The organism is Mesorhizobium sp. CO1-1-8, assembly GCF_020164875.1.
Taxonomy (GTDB): Bacteria; Pseudomonadota; Alphaproteobacteria; order Rhizobiales; family Rhizobiaceae; genus Mesorhizobium.
In genome coordinates, this window is the sequence record NZ_JAIUGZ010000001.1 from 134931 (window position 1) to 150763 (window position 15833).

At 62.1% G+C, this 15833-nt stretch carries 19 protein-coding genes; 10 read left to right on the forward strand and 9 right to left on the reverse strand.

The genetic code is table 11. The features are described 5' to 3' along the window. Positions 1-88 precede the first annotated feature (88 nt). Together LB558_RS33005 and LB558_RS00630 are read left to right on the forward strand one after the other, a co-directional pair. The gene (locus LB558_RS33005; RefSeq protein ID WP_245265364.1) at positions 89-166 is read left to right on the forward strand and encodes a hypothetical protein; all 78 of its coding nucleotides are present in this window, start codon (positions 89-91) and stop codon (positions 164-166) included. Positions 167-170: 4 nt separating this feature from the next. Continuing rightward, positions 171-377, forward strand: a complete 207-nt coding sequence (locus LB558_RS00630) for a type II toxin-antitoxin system HicB family antitoxin (RefSeq protein WP_024504399.1) — start codon at positions 171-173, stop codon at positions 375-377. A 44-nt stretch (positions 378-421) separates the two neighbouring features. Here LB558_RS00630 and LB558_RS32835 read toward each other — a convergent pair whose 3' ends face one another. From LB558_RS32835 to LB558_RS00660, 7 genes are all read right to left on the reverse strand, one after another. After that, entirely contained in the window at positions 422-547 is a 126-nt protein-coding gene (locus LB558_RS32835; protein ID WP_263494451.1) for a hypothetical protein, read from the reverse strand. Positions 548-732: 185 nt separating this feature from the next. Then, complete coding sequence (fghA, locus tag LB558_RS00635; RefSeq protein WP_224695639.1) at positions 733-1563, reverse strand: S-formylglutathione hydrolase; 831 nt, start codon at positions 1561-1563, stop codon at positions 733-735. A gap of 102 nt (positions 1564-1665) precedes the next feature. Next, on the reverse strand, positions 1666-2475 hold the full coding sequence (locus LB558_RS00640) for a formylmethanofuran dehydrogenase subunit C (RefSeq protein WP_224695640.1): 810 nt from the start codon (positions 2473-2475) through the stop codon (positions 1666-1668). Next, complete coding sequence (gene fhcD / locus LB558_RS00645; protein ID WP_224695641.1) at positions 2472-3380, reverse strand: formylmethanofuran--tetrahydromethanopterin N-formyltransferase; 909 nt, start codon at positions 3378-3380, stop codon at positions 2472-2474. The genes LB558_RS00640 and fhcD overlap by 4 nt, the downstream gene beginning before the upstream one ends. Continuing rightward, positions 3368-4999, reverse strand: coding sequence for a formylmethanofuran dehydrogenase subunit A (locus LB558_RS00650; RefSeq protein ID WP_224695642.1), 1632 nt, complete (start codon positions 4997-4999; stop codon positions 3368-3370). The genes fhcD and LB558_RS00650 overlap by 13 nt, the downstream gene beginning before the upstream one ends. Further along, entirely contained in the window at positions 4993-6081 is a 1089-nt protein-coding gene (locus LB558_RS00655) for a tungsten formylmethanofuran dehydrogenase (protein ID WP_224695644.1), read from the reverse strand. The genes LB558_RS00650 and LB558_RS00655 overlap by 7 nt, the downstream gene beginning before the upstream one ends. A 117-nt stretch (positions 6082-6198) precedes the next feature. Continuing rightward, positions 6199-6579, reverse strand: coding sequence for a 4a-hydroxytetrahydrobiopterin dehydratase (locus LB558_RS00660; protein ID WP_224695646.1), 381 nt, complete (start codon positions 6577-6579; stop codon positions 6199-6201). 156 nt (positions 6580-6735) lie between these two features. Here LB558_RS00660 and LB558_RS00665 point away from each other — a divergent pair, with 156 nt between their 5' ends. The 7 genes from LB558_RS00665 (at position 6736) to fae (ending at position 13301) form a co-directional block, all read left to right on the forward strand. Further along, complete coding sequence (locus LB558_RS00665) at positions 6736-7707, forward strand: beta-ribofuranosylaminobenzene 5'-phosphate synthase family protein (protein WP_224695647.1); 972 nt, start codon at positions 6736-6738, stop codon at positions 7705-7707. 29 nt (positions 7708-7736) lie between these two features. Then, the gene (locus LB558_RS00670) at positions 7737-8630 is read left to right on the forward strand and encodes an NAD(P)-dependent methylenetetrahydromethanopterin dehydrogenase (RefSeq protein WP_224695648.1); all 894 of its coding nucleotides are present in this window, start codon (positions 7737-7739) and stop codon (positions 8628-8630) included. Between the two features lie 13 nt (positions 8631-8643). Then, positions 8644-9738: an ATP-grasp domain-containing protein gene (locus LB558_RS00675; protein ID WP_224695649.1), complete on the forward strand. Its 1095-nt coding sequence runs from the start codon at positions 8644-8646 to the stop codon at positions 9736-9738. After that, positions 9735-10691 carry a methenyltetrahydromethanopterin cyclohydrolase gene (gene mch / locus LB558_RS00680; RefSeq protein ID WP_224695651.1) on the forward strand — a complete coding sequence of 319 codons (957 nt, stop codon included), beginning with the start codon at positions 9735-9737 and terminating at the stop codon, positions 10689-10691. The genes LB558_RS00675 and mch overlap by 4 nt, the downstream gene beginning before the upstream one ends. Before the next feature lie 134 nt (positions 10692-10825). Then, positions 10826-11773: an ATP-grasp domain-containing protein gene (locus LB558_RS00685; RefSeq protein ID WP_224695653.1), complete on the forward strand. Its 948-nt coding sequence runs from the start codon at positions 10826-10828 to the stop codon at positions 11771-11773. Between the two features lie 11 nt (positions 11774-11784). Continuing rightward, positions 11785-12645 carry a triphosphoribosyl-dephospho-CoA synthase gene (locus LB558_RS00690; RefSeq protein WP_263494455.1) on the forward strand — a complete coding sequence of 287 codons (861 nt, stop codon included), beginning with the start codon at positions 11785-11787 and terminating at the stop codon, positions 12643-12645. Positions 12646-12794: 149 nt separating this feature from the next. Continuing rightward, positions 12795-13301, forward strand: coding sequence for a formaldehyde-activating enzyme (gene fae, locus LB558_RS00695; RefSeq protein ID WP_013532036.1), 507 nt, complete (start codon positions 12795-12797; stop codon positions 13299-13301). Between the two features lie 137 nt (positions 13302-13438). Here fae and LB558_RS00700 read toward each other — a convergent pair whose 3' ends face one another. Then, entirely contained in the window at positions 13439-14149 is a 711-nt protein-coding gene (locus tag LB558_RS00700; RefSeq protein ID WP_224695657.1) for a HisA/HisF-related TIM barrel protein, read from the reverse strand. Positions 14150-14182: 33 nt separating this feature from the next. On the opposite strand from LB558_RS00700, the gene LB558_RS00705 reads away from it, so the two are divergent. Beyond that, a complete protein-coding gene (locus tag LB558_RS00705) occupies positions 14183-15220 on the forward strand; it encodes a hydantoinase/oxoprolinase family protein (protein WP_224695658.1) in 1038 nt (345 codons plus the stop codon). Between the two features lie 19 nt (positions 15221-15239). Here LB558_RS00705 and LB558_RS00710 read toward each other — a convergent pair whose 3' ends face one another. Then, entirely contained in the window at positions 15240-15830 is a 591-nt protein-coding gene (locus LB558_RS00710; protein WP_224695659.1) for a DUF447 domain-containing protein, read from the reverse strand. Between the last annotated feature and the right edge of the window lie 3 nt (positions 15831-15833).

Below are 15833 nucleotides of genomic sequence, written 5' to 3' on the forward strand. Positions count from 1 at the left end.
GCCTGCTGGAGGCCGACGGCTGGTATCTGGTTGCAACCAAGGGCAGTCATCGCCAATAAAGCACAAGATCAAAGCCGGCCGCGTCACCGTGGCCGGCAAGCCGTCTGAAGAGGTTGCGCCAGGGACACTGAACAGCATCCTCAAGCAGTCCGGTTTGAAGGAGTGATGGCATGCGTTACGCGGTAGTAATCGAAAAAGCGGGAAATAATTTTTCTGCCTATGTGCCAGACCTGCCTGGCTGTATCGCGACTGGCGCGACGGTGCCCGAGGTGGAAACCGAAATTCGCGACGCAATTCGCTTTCACATCGAAGGCTTGCGAGCCGATGGGCTGGATGTGCCCAAGGGTGTCAGCCTGGCGGAGTACGTCGAGGCGTAGAGGCAGGCTTCCACTCAATCCGGATCAGACTTTGATCCCGCCTCCTACCCCGCCGGCAACACTTGCAGCGTCTGCTCGCCAAACAACGGCTCGTCCTGGCTCATACGCACGAACAGCAGCTTGCGCCCCACCCCCGCAGGCACCTCGAAATACTGGATGCCGGAAAGCATTTTCGCGCCAGTGCCGCACGGCGGTGCTGGAACCTCATGCGGGTCGGCAAGCGCTTTCAGCTCTTTCGCATAGCCGCGTTGGGGCTGAACGCACGCGTTTGATGGCGGCAGGCGCGGCGCCCTTGGTGTAAGGCGTCGAATTCAATGAGTTGTTTGCATCTGGCCGTGCCTTCGGCTTGCCCAGCTCAAAGCCTCTCAGCATGCCATCTCAGATGGTCGTCCATGAAGCTGGAGATGAAAAGATACGAGTGATCGTATCCATCCTGCATCCGCAGCTTCAGCGGAATGCCGGCTTTTGTGCAGGCCGCTTCGAGCAGCCAAGGCCTCAGCCCGTCGTCAAGAAATCCATCCGACGTTCCCTGATCCACCAGAAATTCGGGGAAACGGTATCCGTCATCGATGAGTGACGTCGCGTCGCAGGTTCGCCACGAAACCTCATTCTTGCCGAGATACTTCTCAAAGGCCGGTCTCGACCAGCCGGCGGTGCTTGGCTGGGCGATCGGGGCAAAGGCCGAGCAGCTCTTGAAACGCTGCGGATTCTTCAAGGCAATCGTCAGCGCGCCATGCCCGCCCATCGAATGGCCGGAGATAGCCTGGCGCGCCATATCGGCTGGAAATTCAGCCGCGATGAGAGCCGGCAACTCCTCGGTGACATAGGAATACATGCGATAGTTCTTCGCATAAGGCTCTTGCGTCGCATCGAGATAGAAGCCGGCCCCGGAGCCGAACTGCCAGTTGTCTTTTTCATCCGGAATGTCGGCCCCGCGCGGGCTGGTGTCGGGACAGACGACGATCAAGCCAAGCTCGGCGGCCATGCGCCTGTACTCGCCCTTGTCCATTACATTGGCGTGGGTACACGTCAGGCCTGAGAGATACCACACAACTGGACAAGGCGTTTCCCGCGCCTGCGGAGGCACGAAAACGGCAAAGGCCATGTCGCAATGGCAACTCGTCGAGAAATGAGAATAGACGCCCTGCACGCCGCCATGAGCTTTCGTCTGAGAGATGATTTTCATGTGTTCTCCACGTTGCGGGTCGGATGACAGTCGGCCCCACCACTGCCACCCAGCGGCAAGCACCTGCGTCCTGCCATCGTATGGTTCTTATGTCGACGTATCTCAGCGCGGAAAAAGAACCTCGCCCATTCCGAGCACTGCATTGTCCCCGCCATATTTGTGCGGTGTGCTCCCCAGAAGCGGCCGTTTCAAAATGCCGTCGGCGATCAGATGACGATCAATGATGGCGGCGAAAACGCTCTCGGGTGCGCCACATTCGACGAAGCTCGGCGACATGCGTGCCGGCGCGCGATCGAGAAGGATCGAACCGCGACGCATCAAGTAACCGGGCATCTCACCGGTGCCACCAGCCACCACCAGGGTGCCGGCGATCATGCGGCTGCCGGCATGGTCGCCGGAGCCTTTCAGCACCGCGATCAGGCCGCGCCGCATGCGGTCCGCGGCGAAGGCGCCCGCCTTGCCCCTGACGATCAACAAACCGCCATTCATGCCGGCCAGTTCCCCGACGAGCGGCGCACCGAGGTGGTCGCCGGCATTGCCCGTTATCTCAAGCCTGCCGCCGCGCATCCCGGAGCCGGCGTATGGACCCGCATTGCCTTCGATCGTCAGCTTGCCACCGCGCATGGCGCGCCCGGCCTGGGCGCCGGCATTGCCAACGAGGCGAACCGACCCGGTCCGCATGCCTTGCGCCACAAGGTCAAGGCGCGCGCTTCCGCCTTCGAACACGATGCTTGCCGGATCGCTGCCGGCGACGCGAAAAATGTCGCCCACCTTCGATCCGTGCTTCGACATGCCGATCTGGATTCTTTCGACGTCGCGCCTTTCGATCCCGGCCAGCCGCTCCGGCGTCAGCGGCGACAGGTCAAGGCGCTCCGGCGGCTCGGCAACCAGGGTGAAGGTCAACGCCTTCATGGCAGCATATCCTTCAGCGAGTAGATGAATTTTCCGAGCTTGCCGCCGTAATTGCCGGCGCTGATCCGAACCGCGCCTCTTTTCGGTCCGAGCTCGATGACAGCCTTGATGCCCGCCTTCATCGCGCCGGCAACGGCCTCATTGGTCTCACCATCAATGACGATTTCCAGGACGGCGTTGATGTCGGGACCGAGCTCACTCGGGACGACACCGCGCAGCGTCGGCGCGTAGGCTTCGTTGGCCGAGGCGATCATCCCTTTGTATTTGCCACCTATCTTGGAACCCGAACGGGCAATGCCGCCCGGAAACGGCACGATGGCGCCAGGCACCATGCCGATCGCACCGACCGCGGCCTCGGCAGCGGCCAAAGCGTTGGCGCTGCTTTGCGCCATGACAAAGAAATTGCCGCCACCGACAGCTTCCTTCGTCAGTCCGGTCGTTGCTTCGCACAGGAACTCGCCATCCATGACGGGAATACGCCAGAAATGCCTGTCGCCGATCTTCTTGGAGATTTGCCAGCCGTCGCCGAAATAACGCAGCGCCGAACCGAGCTTGAGCTCGGCGCTTCCCTGCAGCCCGGCAAAGCAGGCGGAACCCGGCGAGGTCAAAACGCACTGGCCGACACGATTGAGCAGTTGTTTCTGCAATTCGTCCGTTCCCATCGCGAAAATCATGACGCGGCAGCCGGGCCGGCCATCCGGTGTGGCCGATGGCGGCAGGTCGAGATCGATTGCCGCTTCGCAGCCGCAACCGATCACCGAGGTGGCGAAGCCGGTCATCGTGATCGCCGCCTGGCGAGCCCATTTCCGGCTCGGAGCGGTGATGACGATGGCGGTTGCGCGCATGCCGAACGCTTCGGCGAAGGTATCGTCGATCGTTACCCCATTGACGCTCATGTTCGGCATGGCACCTCGCCGAATGGCTGTTCGCGCGCAATCGCGGAATCCGGAAAATTGAACCAGTCCAGCGACAGGCCGTAGCGCTGCAGGTGATACTCCTCGAGCCGTCGCACCATTGCCTTGTCGACAGGTGGCTTGAGCCTCAATGCCTTGCCCCAGCGGTAATGGATGATTTCCCCGTCTTGCACGACGAGATCGCCATCTTTGAAAACATACGCCGCCCGTCCGAGCATTTTCGCGATACTGCGGTCCCTGCGGTAGATAGCGATGTCTGCTGTTGCGCCGGCGCCGAGATGGCCTCGATCCGTCAAGCCGAGCAGCTTGGCTGGCGCCGCGCGCGTCATGATGGCGATTTCCTCGAACGTGTATTCGCGGTCGATTGCGGCCAGGGTAGAGAGCGCCAGGGCGGATCGTGAAAGTCCGGAGGTCATTTCGGTGCGCGCTTCCCGGCTCATCAGCAGTTCGAACAGCGCCGGATAAGCGGTAAAAGGTGCACCGTTGGGATGATCGGTGGTGAAGAACACACGCCAGGGATCGTCGATCAGGAGAAAAAGCTCGAGCCCGATCGCCCACTGCATCGTGCCGTAGAAGTCCTTGCCATAGCTGTAGGGCACGATGCCGCCGCCATTGCCGTCACCATCATGAATGACGGTCTTTTTCGGGTGTGCGCTGCCACGCGCCGAGAACTGCCGCATGACGTCGGAGGAGACCGTGACCGTCTGGCCGAACATTACCTGGCCGATATCGATGGTGACTTCCGGCGTCGCGTTGACCAGTTCGGCAAGCCGTGCGGCGGCGGAAGAAAACCCGCGTTTTCCTTCGGTGCCATAGCCATAGAACTGGAGGTGGGCCAGGTGCAGCGGCAGCCCCTCCGCCGCTGCAATCGTCGCAGCCGCCGTATCCGCCGATCCGGGGCTGCCCAGATTGTTGCAATGGACATGCAAAGGATGCGGAAGGCCAAGACTGTCGACGGCGGCCTGCAGCGTCTTGACGATCTTGCGCGAACTGACGCCATAGGAAGGCACGACATCGTCCAGCGAGAAGGTGCGGACGTTCTCCTTGAAGGCGGCCGCCGCACCGGCGTTGATCACCTTGACCCCAAGCGCCCGCGTCGAAGCGACCGTCCAGGCGACATAGTCCTCGATCATCGTTCGGGGGGCGTCGTCGCGGATCATCGACAACAGGAAATCGTCATTGCCGAGAATGGCAAGGGTCGCTTTGTCGATGATCGGGATGTCAGCCAGTTCGAGATGCGTGTGAAGCGCCGCTCCCGGCGACATCGCCGGCTCGACGACCGTCGTAAAGCCCATCTTTGCGTAGAGGCAGCCGGTCTGGAACGTCGACCAGCCGGCATTGGAGAGCGGCGTCGTTGCTGGCCTCACCTGATGGGCGGCATGCTGTTCGGGCAAGAGCAGCCGCGCGGTGTTCACATTGCCGCCACCGATGTGGGAGTGGATGTCGATGGCGCCAGCCATCACGATGCAGCCGCTGGCTTCGATGGTCCGGTCGGCCGCCCCTCCCGCCGGCGCCGGAACGATCTTGTCGTCCTTGATCCAGAGGTCGCCTTTGCCGAGACGGCCGTTGACGGGATCGATGATGTCGCCGCCGGCGATTTTCGTCAGCATGGCAGTGCCTCGGCGAAAGCGTGGGTAGCGATCAGGCGGATGATCGTCGCGGCGGAGGGCAATTGCGAGGCCGCTTGCGCATCGATCGACCTGAGCGAGCCCGTGCGGCTGGAGTAGACAACCGCATCGTGATCGAGCCCAGCTTCGCCGATGGCGATGGTGACTGCGGCGCCGGCAACCGGCTTTTCCGTTTTCGTCAGCACAATCAGCGCCATGCGTGCCCTTTTTTTCTGCGGTTGGGCCGTTGCGGCGGAGATCCGCAGGTGCAGGTCGGCTTCGCCGGCAGCGATCATGCGCGCCACATCGCAGCGCCAGGGATCGAATTCCGGGAAGCCGCGCGCAAAGCCGGTGCGCAGCGGAAAACCTGTCATCCAGGCCGAGGCGAGCGTGCTTCCCCACCCGTTTTCGTTCGCCGGCAGATGAAGGCCGGATACGCGCGATTTGCGATTGAGATCGGCGATCAGTCCTTGCAGCATCTCCAATGCCAGGCCTTCGGCGGCGTGGCCTGAAAACAGGAACACGGGAAAATGCGCGGCCGCCAGAGCTTTGGCAAAATCATTGAAATTCGACACCGGTTGCGATGTACGCTGCCCTTTGTACTGTGCCCTCAGTGCCGCCAGCGTGGCGGCGAGGCTAGCTTGGCCACAGGAAAGTTGCGTTGCCTTGCGCCCGCCGTTCAGCGGCGGCACGGACATCCCGTCTGGACCCACCACGAAGAACGCGCGCTGGTTCCCGGTCGAGAGGTCGGGAACCGTCCCAGCGAGTTCGCCAACAAGACCATGATGGATCCGCGGGAGCTCGCCTACGATCACCACGACATCGGCACGCCGACGCGTCTCACCGGGGGCGACGGTCATTGCCCCCTTGTCCGTAAAAAGCGCGGTCTCTCGGGCAAGTGCCGCGCCATCGGCATGGTCGTATGCCGCGCCAGCCCGCTCGGCCAGCGCGATCGCCGCTCTTGTGCCGTCTATATCCGTATCAAGGCTGAAAACCGGGCACCGACTTGACGACAATAGCGACGCGGCATGCGCAGCCGCGTGCTCAATCAGCGCTTCCCGGTTGCCGATCCAAGCAACCGCCATTCGCTAAACTACTTTCTGGTGCCGGCCCGATCCTAAACGAAACTGGATTGGCCGTGAACCCCACCTCGCAGCGGATCAGTGAATGTTTTCATACGCGCCAATAAATTCCGACCCTGCCTAGTCATATTTGACGTAAGCGAAGCGTTGATCGGTCAGCGGAGTGCCTTCCAGTGCCCCGCCTTCCTTGGCCGGCTGCCACTGGACAACATCCTCGATCTTTTTCGCCAACTCGAAATCCTTGTCGGTGATGCCTTTCGCCGCGTGGTTCATCAGGCGCACCTCGACCCAGGCATAGGAGGCGGTGATATCGGGATGGTGCCACGCCGCCTCGGCGAGATGGCCAACCGTGTTGATGACCATGAGCGTCGATTTCCAGCTATGGGTCTTGTATTTACGCCGGATCCAGCCGTTTTCATAACGCCATTTCGGCAGCTCCTTCTCAAGCCGGTCGGCGATCTCGGCTTCCGAATAGACCTTTTCCTTGACTGTCTCGTTCATCTCGACCTCCGCGAATTGCTCGGTCTGTCTACGCGCCGGAGCCGGCAAACACGTGGATGCATTCTCTTTGACTTGCCCCATCGACGAAAACAGTTATCATGGTACCGGGCACCTAAACTTCCATGATGCATCCATGATGCACCCATCGGGGGGCAGATGTCGAATTCTGTTACCATACGAGTGCCCGCTCGCCTGCACCTTGGCTTCCTTGATCTCAATGGCGATGCCGGACGGCGGTTCGGCAGCGTCGGGCTTCCATTGAGCGAACCCGAAACCGTCGTCACCCTGTCGCGGTCAGGCGAGACCATCGTCGAAGGCTCCGAGAGCGCCCGTGCCAGCGAGCATCTGTCGACGCTCTGCAAGCATCTCGGCATTCGCGGCCAGCACCATCTGGTGGTCGAGCAGTCGATCCCCAGTCATGCGGGTCTGGGGTCCGGCACGCAGATCGCCCTTGCCGTCGCCTCGGCATTGCGCACTCTCCATAATTTGCCTCTGGATATCGCCGGCGACGCGAGCCTGCTTGAGCGGGGCGGTCGATCCGGCATCGGCATCGCAAGTTTCGAAGATGGCGGGGTCATAGTCGACGCCGGCAAGAACGACCGTGGCGGAACGCCTCCGGTCGTCGCGCGGCTGCCGTTTCCGGAAGAGTGGCGCGTCATCCTCATCCTCGACCATTCCGGGCATGGACTGCATGGCGCAGCCGAGGTCGCGGCGTTTCGTTCGCTGCCGCCATTCCCAACGGCAGGCAGTGGGGAGATCTGCCGGAGGGTGCTGATGGGCATTATGCCGGCTTTGGTCGAGCGGGACCTTCCGACATTCGGCGCCGCCGTCACCGCGATACAGATGCTGATCGGCAGCCATTTCGCCCCGGCACAGGGGGGCGTGTTCACCTCGAAGCGGGTCGAGACGGCGGCCCACTGTCTCAATGAAGCAGGCGCCGTCGGCATCGGCCAGAGTTCCTGGGGGCCGACAGGCTTTGCGTTCGCGCCATCGCAGGACGCCGCACTCAAGTTCGTCGACGCGGTTCGGAAGACGACAGTTGAAGACGGCCTTGAGATCAAGATCGTCAAGGGCAGGAACTCCGGCGCGAAGATCAGCTCAACCAAGCTGAATCTCGTCGGCAGCTGACGCTTCAGTTTCAGGCAGAAAGGCAAGAAATGGCCCGCAAACACATCCTGCATATGCTGACACCGTTGAAGCAGATGAGCCCCTTCGACGTGAACATGGCGCTCGACGCAGGTTTCGACGCCGTCGTCCCCTATGTCGATGTAGGCCTCGCCGAAGTGACAGGACTGGTCCAGGACGCGATCTTTTCGCGCCCGCCGGATGCGGGTGTAGACACCGGCATCTTCATCGCCGGGAAGGATGCCTCGTTGGCGCTCGACATGTTCGACGCGGCGAAGAAGGCGATGGTGCCGCCTTTCCAGGTTTCGGTATTTGCCGATCCGGCCGGCTCGTTCACCACGGCCGCCGCGATGGTGGCCAAGGTCGAAAAGGCGCTGGAGAAGAAATTCCAGCGTGCGCTCAGGGATACGAGGGTAGCTGTTTTCGGCGCCACCGGCGTCGTCGGCTTCTGCACCGCCGTCATCGCGGCAGGGGAAGGCGCCCGGGTCACACTTGTCGGCCATGACGGCATCGAAAGGGTCAAGCAGATCGCGGCCGAGATCAAAAGCAGGTTCAACATCATCGTCGATGCCGCTGACGGATCGAGCGACGCCCGCAAGACAAAGCTGGTCGAGGCGAACGAAATTATCCTGGCTTGCGCCAAAGCTGGCGTCCAGGTGGTCTCCAAAGCCCAATTGAAAGGCAATGACCTGCTTATTGCGGCCGACGTCAATGCCGTTCCCCCCGCCGGTATCGAAGGATTGGCCGTCAATGCCAATGGCGATCCACTCGAAGCGGCAAAAGCTGTCGGCATTGGTCCGCTTGCCATCGGCAATGTCAAATATAAGGTCGAATTCGGTCTCTTCAAAAGAATGATCGAATCCGAAAAGACAATCACGCTCGATTTTCAGGAAGCGTTTTCCCTTGCACGCGAGATTGCCAAGTAACGCCGGATCTCTTTTGATCGCGGCAATTTCAGGCCGGGCGCTGGCCGCCGCCGCGCGTCGCGCCGGCTATCGTCCGCTGGTCGCCGATTTCTTTTGCGATACGGACACCGTCGCGCTCGCAGACCGCGCGACGATATTGCCAGGCGGCCTGCAAGGGGGCATAGACGGCGAGCGCATCATCGACACGCTTCGGCGGTTGGCTGGCGACGACCTGCCGGTCGCCATTATCCTGGGCTCAGGGTTCGAGCGGATACCTGAGATCGTGGACAAGATCGCGCGACACTTTCCGCTCGCAGGCAATGGCGGCGCCGCGATCCGCAGGATCAAGGATCCGCAGCTGCTGGCCGATGATTGCGCCGAACTCGGCATCCCGCATCCGCAACTGCGATGGGACCAGCCGCCTGATCCGGAGAACTGGGTGGTCAAGACCGCGGGCGGCGCCGGCGGCGGGCACGTCAGACGAGCAGCCGGAGAAAGCCCGACCGCCGGCCGCTATTTCCAGCGCTTCGTCGCCGGACGCAGCGTCTCGGCCCTATTCGTCGGCAATGGCCAAACCGCGCACGTCGTGGGCTTCAGCCAACAATGGACGTCCCCCGCCCCGACAGCGCCCTATCGTTACGGTGGCGCCGTGCGGTTGAGACGCTTCGATCGCAGACAGGCGGCGGTCATCGGCGGTTGGCTCTCAAGTCTGACGCGGCGGGCCGGCCTGGTTGGATTGTGCAGCGCCGATCTCATCCGCGGGCCGGATGGCTACAAGTTCATCGAGATCAATCCGAGGCCGGGCGCCACCCTCGACATTTTCGACGATATCGACGCGCCATTGATCGAAGCGCATCTGCGCGCCGCGACGGGCCAGGTCTTCCGCTTGCCGCGCTTCGTCGATTCGATGGCATCGATGGTGACCTACGCCGCGACGCCAATCACTCACTTTCCGTCGGTTGCCTGGCCTGAATGGACAGCGGACCAACAGTCGGCCGGCACCCGTCTGATTGCCGGCGACCCTGTCTGCACGGTCTTCGCGCGCGGCCCGAGCGCCCAATCGACCAAGCGGCTTATCAAGGGACAAGCCAGTCAATTGCAACTCCAATGGGAAGGAGACCGGACATGAAAGACGGTTCGGCATTCCTGAACGACAATGCACAGCGCATCGTTGACGGCATGGTCGGCGACGCCGAACGCCTGCGTATCGTCGTTTCGAGGGGACCATTGGGCGAGCGCCTGATCGATGCCGGCGCCAAGACCGTCGGCAGCGTCGAGGCCGGGATGCGCATGGCTGAGGCTGCGATGGGCGGCCTCGGCAGCGTTTCGGTGTTCATGGATCGCGCGTCACAGCAATGGCCGTTCACCGTCGAAGCGCGATCTTCGCAGCCGGTGCTAGCCTGCCTGGGCAGCCAGTATGCGGGCTGGAACCTGTCTGGCCAGGACTATTTCGCCATGGGATCTGGGCCGGCGCGGGCACTCGCCCGGGTCGAGCCGCTGTTCGAAACACTTTCCTATCGCGACATCGCATCGTCCGCGGTGCTTATCCTGGAGACGGCCGAACCGCCTCCCCGCGCGATCGTTGAGAAAGTGGGCAAGGCAACTGGACTGGCGACGGAAAAGCTCACCTTCCTCTATGCGCCGACACAAAGCCTTGCCGGCGGCGTGCAGATCGTTGCGCGCGCGCTCGAGGTTGCGCTGCACAAGATCAACGATCTCAAATTCCCGCTGGAGAACGTTGTCGACGGCATCGGAACGGCGCCGATCCCCGCCCCCCATCCGGATTTCCTGACCGCCATGGGCCGAACCAACGATGCCATCATCTATGGCGGCAGCGTCCAGCTCTTCGTGAAAGGATCCGCGAAAGAGGCTGGCAAACTTGCGGAAAAACTTCCCAGCAGCGCCTCACGGGACTACGGCCAACCCTTCGCCGAGATATTCACGCGGTTCAAGGGCGATTTCTATGCCATCGACCCGCTGCTGTTCAGCCCGGCCGAAGTGATCGTGACAGCGATCGAAACCGGCGATACGTTTCGCGCCGGTCGGCGTGATCTGAAGATGCTCGAACGAAGTCTCGGCTAGAGCATGACGGTGCGAAGGAATTCGTCCGTCATTCGCCTGCCCAACGACTGTATTTCGTGCAGCCCTGCCGCGGACTCGGCAATAAGGGCGTGGAATCGCTCGCGCCGCCGACATTCCCGTACCCGAGAGGCCAAATGATCCCTCGCATTCTGATCGTCAGCGACAAAGTGGACACCGGCTCCAACGGCCTGGCGGCAGGGCTTGGTCGGCGGGGCGCCGCCGTTACAGCCGCGCCCCTGGCGGCCATCGCATTCGACACCGGCAGCCCGAGCGGACTTTCGATCCCCGGCTTCGGCGGCACGCTGCCCGACGCCGTGCTCGTGCGTTCGATCGCCGCCGGATCGTTCGAAGCGATTACCCGGCGGCTCGGCGTGCTGCACGCGTTAAGAAGACTGTCGGTTCCTGTGTGGAATTCCGCGCAGGCGATCGAGCGATGCGTCGACAAGTCGATGACGACATTCCTCTTGAAAAATGCCGGCCTGCCTACGCCACGCACCTTTGCCGTAGAAGGACTTGCCGTCGCCGAGGAGATCGCGGCGCAAGAGCTTACGCGGGGACCGCTGGTGCTGAAACCATTGTTCGGGGCGCAAGGCCGCGGGATAAAGCTGATCCGCACGCTCTCGGACCTGCCGGCCGCAGAAGAGGTGAACAGCGTCTACTACCTCCAGCAATATGTGTCGCGTGCCGGTCCGCCTTTCCGGGATTTCCGCGTCTTTGTCTGCGCCGGCGAGACCGTGGCGATGATGAGCCGCATCAGTGACGACTGGATCACGAACGTCAACCGGGGTGGCGTGCCGGAACAGGTTTCCGAACATGGCAAGGCGGAACTGGCGTCGCTGGCCGTCGCCGCGTCAGCCGCGGTTGGCGCGGATTTTGCCGGCGTGGACATCGTGCGGGCTGACGATGGCGATCTGTTCATACTCGAAGTGAACAGCATGCCCGCCTGGTCGGGATTGCAATCGGTGGTCGCCGTGAACATCGCCGAAGCAATTGCCGATGCCTTGCTGAAACTCCTGGCCGACCGCGCCGAAGCGGCCGCCGCGCCGCGGCCCTACCGTTTTGCCGCGCCTGCGAATTCGTGAGGGCCGGTAGGATGGCGGTTTCGCGTGAACGCCTCCGGGCCAGCTACAAGGATGCCTGCAGGATGGAGATCGAAGCCCTCAAACCGGGCAACGTCCATCTGTTCGCCGACGGACACGGCATGTCCGCCGCCCAATTCATGATGAGTGCGGAGGTGTCCTCCTGGCCGCTGACCGATCCTCGTCTGCCGGTCGGACAGCGCATGCTGGAGGCGGTGCGCGCGACACGACTGGCGGTCGCAACCAATACCAATCTCGGGATCATCCTTCTGACAGGGCCTCTGATATGCGCCGCCGAAATGAGCGGTGACAGACTGCAGGACAATCTCGATTCGCTGCTTCGGGCTTTGAGCGTGCAGGATACCAAGGCAGTATTCGAGGCGATTGTCACGGCCGCGCCAGGCGGCCTCGGAGAAGCCGCCAACGATGTGCGGCAGGAGCCGAAGGTCCATTTGCTGGACGCGATGCGGGAGGCCGCCGACCGCGACATGATTGCCCGCCAGTACGGCAGCTGTTTCGGCGACGTGTTCGGGGTCGGGCTCGCGGCGCTGGATGGAGCGTTAGCACGTGGAGAAACCGGCATGTGGCCGACGATATTCGTCTACATGGCGTTTCTCTCCGGCTTCCTCGACAGCCATGTGATGCGCAAGCACGGCGTTGACGTCGCAAATCAGGCACGGCAGGAAGCCGTTGCCGTTCAGGCTGCGCTCCATGCCGAGGGCGACGAACCGTCGCGCATTCGTCTGCTCATGGAGTTCGACCGCCGGCTGAAGGCCGATAACATCAACCCCGGCACCTCGGCCGACCTCACCGTGGCTACTCTTTTAGTCCACACCCTCGCCCTCACCTTGCATAATCGCGGCGTTGGTGCTTGACTTCCAAAAGCGGAAGCTGTGCTTCCGCGGCTATCTAGCCAACCGGTCCGGGCAAATCCGGGCGCTGCCAACAAGGATAGCTGTCCATCGAGCGCCTGCTCGGTTGCAGCGTCCGTGGACATCATAATTGTGTCTTGGAGGAAATTGGCATGGCAAAAATCTCAAAGGTTATGGTCGGTGAATCGCTGGTGGGAGACGGCAACGAAGTCGCGCATGTCGACCTGCTCATCGGCCCGCGGGGGAGCGCGGTCGAAACGGCATTTTGCAACGCGCTTACCAACAACAAGGACGGCTTTACTTCGCTTTTGGCGGTGATCGCGCCTAATCTTCAATGCAAACCCAACACCGTGATGTTCAACAAGGTCACGATCAAGGGCGCCAAACAGGCGGTCCAGATGTTCGGTCCGGCGCAGCACGCCGTGGCAAAGGCCGTGCAGGACAGCGTTGCGGACGGGACCATTCCGGCCAACGAAGCAGACGACGTGTTCATCTGCGTCGGGGTATTCATCCATTGGGACGCGGCGGACGACGCCAAAATCCAGAAATACAATTACGAGGCGACAAAAGAAGCTATCCAGCGCGCCGTTGCAGGAACCCCGACCGCCGCCGAAGCAACGGCCCAGCGCGACAAGGTCAAGCATCCGTTCGCAGCCTAGACAAGAGACAGCCCCGCACAGGAAAAACCCTCTTCTGAGACGGATGGTCTGTTGCGCCGGCTGAAAAAAGTTCTGGGCTTTTGAAACGTCAACTCCCGAAGGGCGCACGCCCTTCGGGAGTTGACGAGCAATGATGATCAGGCGCCGAGTGACGCGAGGCGGCCGGGCGTGAGCGTAGCGTTGTGCAATGAGGTTGCGACCAGTGCCGCGGCGACGCCCATTGCGGACAAGGCCCTGATATCGTTCTCATCGCGGACGCCGCCGGCCGCGATGACGGCGCGATTTCCGGCCTTGGCCTTGACCTCCTGCAACCGTCCTAAGTCGGGACCGGCGGCCGCACCGACCTTGGCCAGCGTCATGACAATCACCTTTTGCGGCCAAAGCTCGGGCTCATCGAGAAGAGAACGCGGTCCGCAAAAACTATCGCCGACGAAATCAAGGGACAGGATGAGATCGGGATGATCGCGAAAACGGCGCAACAACATGTCGTCCCGCTGCGATTCAGAGCCCAGAACAGGAGACAGCGAGCGTTCGGCAAGCGCCGCCAAAAGTGTCTTTTCGTCGGCCACGCCGGCATCGACCCAAAGTTCCGGCGGCTCCGCCATCGTCCTCAGCCGGGCGAGTGCGTCGCTGTTTGGCGCAGCGCCTTCGATAGCGTCCAGATCTGCGATGTAGAAGGTCGAAAAAGGATAAAGCCCACGCAGTCCTTCAGCGACCGCGACGACATCGGGGCTTCGGCTGAGCGGCGTAACGATCGGCCTGTAGCGATCGCGTTTTCCCTGCTGGGCGCGAACCACCACGCCATCTTTCAGGTCGAGAACCGGAATGATACGCAACGCTTTTCTCACCGACCAATTGCCTCCCTCATGAAAGCTTGAAGCGTGGAAAAAAGAAAGGGCATCATTGCCGGTTTCGACATTGGCGGCGCGCATCTGAAGGTGACCCGCGCACAAGACGGTCGCATCGTCGAGGCGGTAACGATCGCCACGCCGCTGTGGCAAGGGCTGCACAAACTGGCTTCAGCCCTCGACGAAACGGCTCCGATCTACGCGGGTGCGGATCTCAACGCATTCACCATGACAGGCGAACTGTCGGACATCTTTCCGTCCCGCGATGTCGGCGTAGCGGCTCTGCTGGGTCAGATTTCCGCCCATTTCCCCACAGACAAAAAGCTGGTTTATGCTGGACCATCCGGTTTCGTCGGGGTCGAGCGGGCAGCGCAGCTAGCCGCCGATGTGGCTTCCGCCAATTGGCACGCGACAGCCTTGTTGGTGGCAAAACTCGCCGGCGATGCCCTGTTCGTCGACATGGGCTCCACCACCACCGATATTATCGCCATCAAGAACGGCGCCGTGGCCAATGATGGCTACACCGATGCCGGACGGCTTCTAACCGGCGAATTGGTCTATACCGGCTTTACCAGGACATTCCTGTTCGGCGTAGCCTCGTCGGCTCCCGTCCATGGCAGGCTGACGCCTCTGATGAACGAGTATTTCGCCTCGATCGCCGACGCTCACCGCATCTTGGGCGTGCTCGACGAGGACGACGACAGGCACCCTCCCGCCGACGGCAAGGAAAAGACCGTGGACGGCTCGATCGCGCGGCTGGCGCGCATGGTCGGGCGCGACGCCACTGACCTGACCCCGCCGGAATGGGGTGAAGTCGCGCGCTGGTTCAGCGAGCAGCAACTGCGCAAAGTGCACGATGCAGCGGCGCTGGTTGCCGGAACCCTGCCTCGGGATGTCCCGATCGTCGGCGCCGGAAGCGGTCGCTGGCAGATCAGGCGACTGGCCGAACGCATGGAACGCAGTTACGTCGATTTCGCCGACATCATCCCCGCCGATGACACTGTTCGCGGGCAAGCGAGCAGCGCGGCACCCGCGTCCGCGGTGGCACTTTTGGCGGGATATCCTTCGTAAGCGGTTGCGGCGCTCGCGCCTATGCCCGCGCGTCCTCGCTACCGGAACCTTTGGCGGTCAAGTGATCGCTGACACGCTGCATCAGCCAGCCCCAGGCTTCCTTTTCACCGTCGCCTGCTGTCTTTTCGATGGCGATCGAAAGGTAGGCGATTTCCGCCTCGATCTTGTCGCGCGGCAGCATGCCGAGCCGGCTGACCAGAATGGCCAGCTCAAGCACCGCCGCCTTGGCTCGGTTGAGGCCGGTGAACGGCGCAAGCGCTTCCTCCCGCACCACGCGGCAGAAATGGCGAGGACGCACGCCATTGTCATCGACCGCTTGGACTTCGAGGCCCGAATACGCCAGCGCCGACTCGAGCCTCGGCACCGGAAACCCGTCGACCGGGACGGTTGGCCAATGCTTGCGGCCTGTCAGGCAGCCGGCAAAGACACGCACGTCGTCGGTATAATTGGCGATGGCGAACGGCACTTCGGCAAGATTGTCGAGCGTGACCGACGGCCGGAAGGGCGCGATCACCCAACCGTCATTCTCGGCAATGATGCCGATCGGCGCAATGTGGACGTTGCCTGCCTTGTTGACGGTCGTGATGATCGATTCGCAAATGTAGGGCATGGT

Coding starts and splice junctions, on each gene's coding strand:
- LB558_RS00670 (WP_224695648.1), top strand. CDS start 7,737: ATGGCCCGCAAACACATCCTGCATATGCTGACACCGTTGAAGCAGATG.
- mch (WP_224695651.1), top strand. CDS start 9,735: ATGAAAGACGGTTCGGCATTCCTGAACGACAATGCACAGCGCATCGTT.
- LB558_RS00655 (WP_224695644.1), bottom strand. CDS start 6,081: ATGGCGGTTGCTTGGATCGGCAACCGGGAAGCGCTGATTGAGCACGCG.
- LB558_RS32835 (WP_263494451.1), bottom strand. CDS start 547: ATGCTTTCCGGCATCCAGTATTTCGAGGTGCCTGCGGGGGTGGGGCGC.
- LB558_RS00660 (WP_224695646.1), bottom strand. CDS start 6,579: ATGAACGAGACAGTCAAGGAAAAGGTCTATTCGGAAGCCGAGATCGCC.
- LB558_RS00690 (WP_263494455.1), top strand. CDS start 11,785: ATGGCGGTTTCGCGTGAACGCCTCCGGGCCAGCTACAAGGATGCCTGC.
- LB558_RS00685 (WP_224695653.1), top strand. CDS start 10,826: ATGATCCCTCGCATTCTGATCGTCAGCGACAAAGTGGACACCGGCTCC.
- LB558_RS00650 (WP_224695642.1), bottom strand. CDS start 4,999: ATGCTGACGAAAATCGCCGGCGGCGACATCATCGATCCCGTCAACGGC.
- LB558_RS00665 (WP_224695647.1), top strand. CDS start 6,736: ATGTCGAATTCTGTTACCATACGAGTGCCCGCTCGCCTGCACCTTGGC.
- LB558_RS00710 (WP_224695659.1), bottom strand. CDS start 15,830: ATGCCCTACATTTGCGAATCGATCATCACGACCGTCAACAAGGCAGGC.
- fae (WP_013532036.1), top strand. CDS start 12,795: ATGGCAAAAATCTCAAAGGTTATGGTCGGTGAATCGCTGGTGGGAGAC.
- fhcD (WP_224695641.1), bottom strand. CDS start 3,380: ATGCCGAACATGAGCGTCAATGGGGTAACGATCGACGATACCTTCGCC.
- LB558_RS00640 (WP_224695640.1), bottom strand. CDS start 2,475: ATGAAGGCGTTGACCTTCACCCTGGTTGCCGAGCCGCCGGAGCGCCTT.
- LB558_RS00630 (WP_024504399.1), top strand. CDS start 171: ATGCGTTACGCGGTAGTAATCGAAAAAGCGGGAAATAATTTTTCTGCC.
- fghA (WP_224695639.1), bottom strand. CDS start 1,563: ATGAAAATCATCTCTCAGACGAAAGCTCATGGCGGCGTGCAGGGCGTC.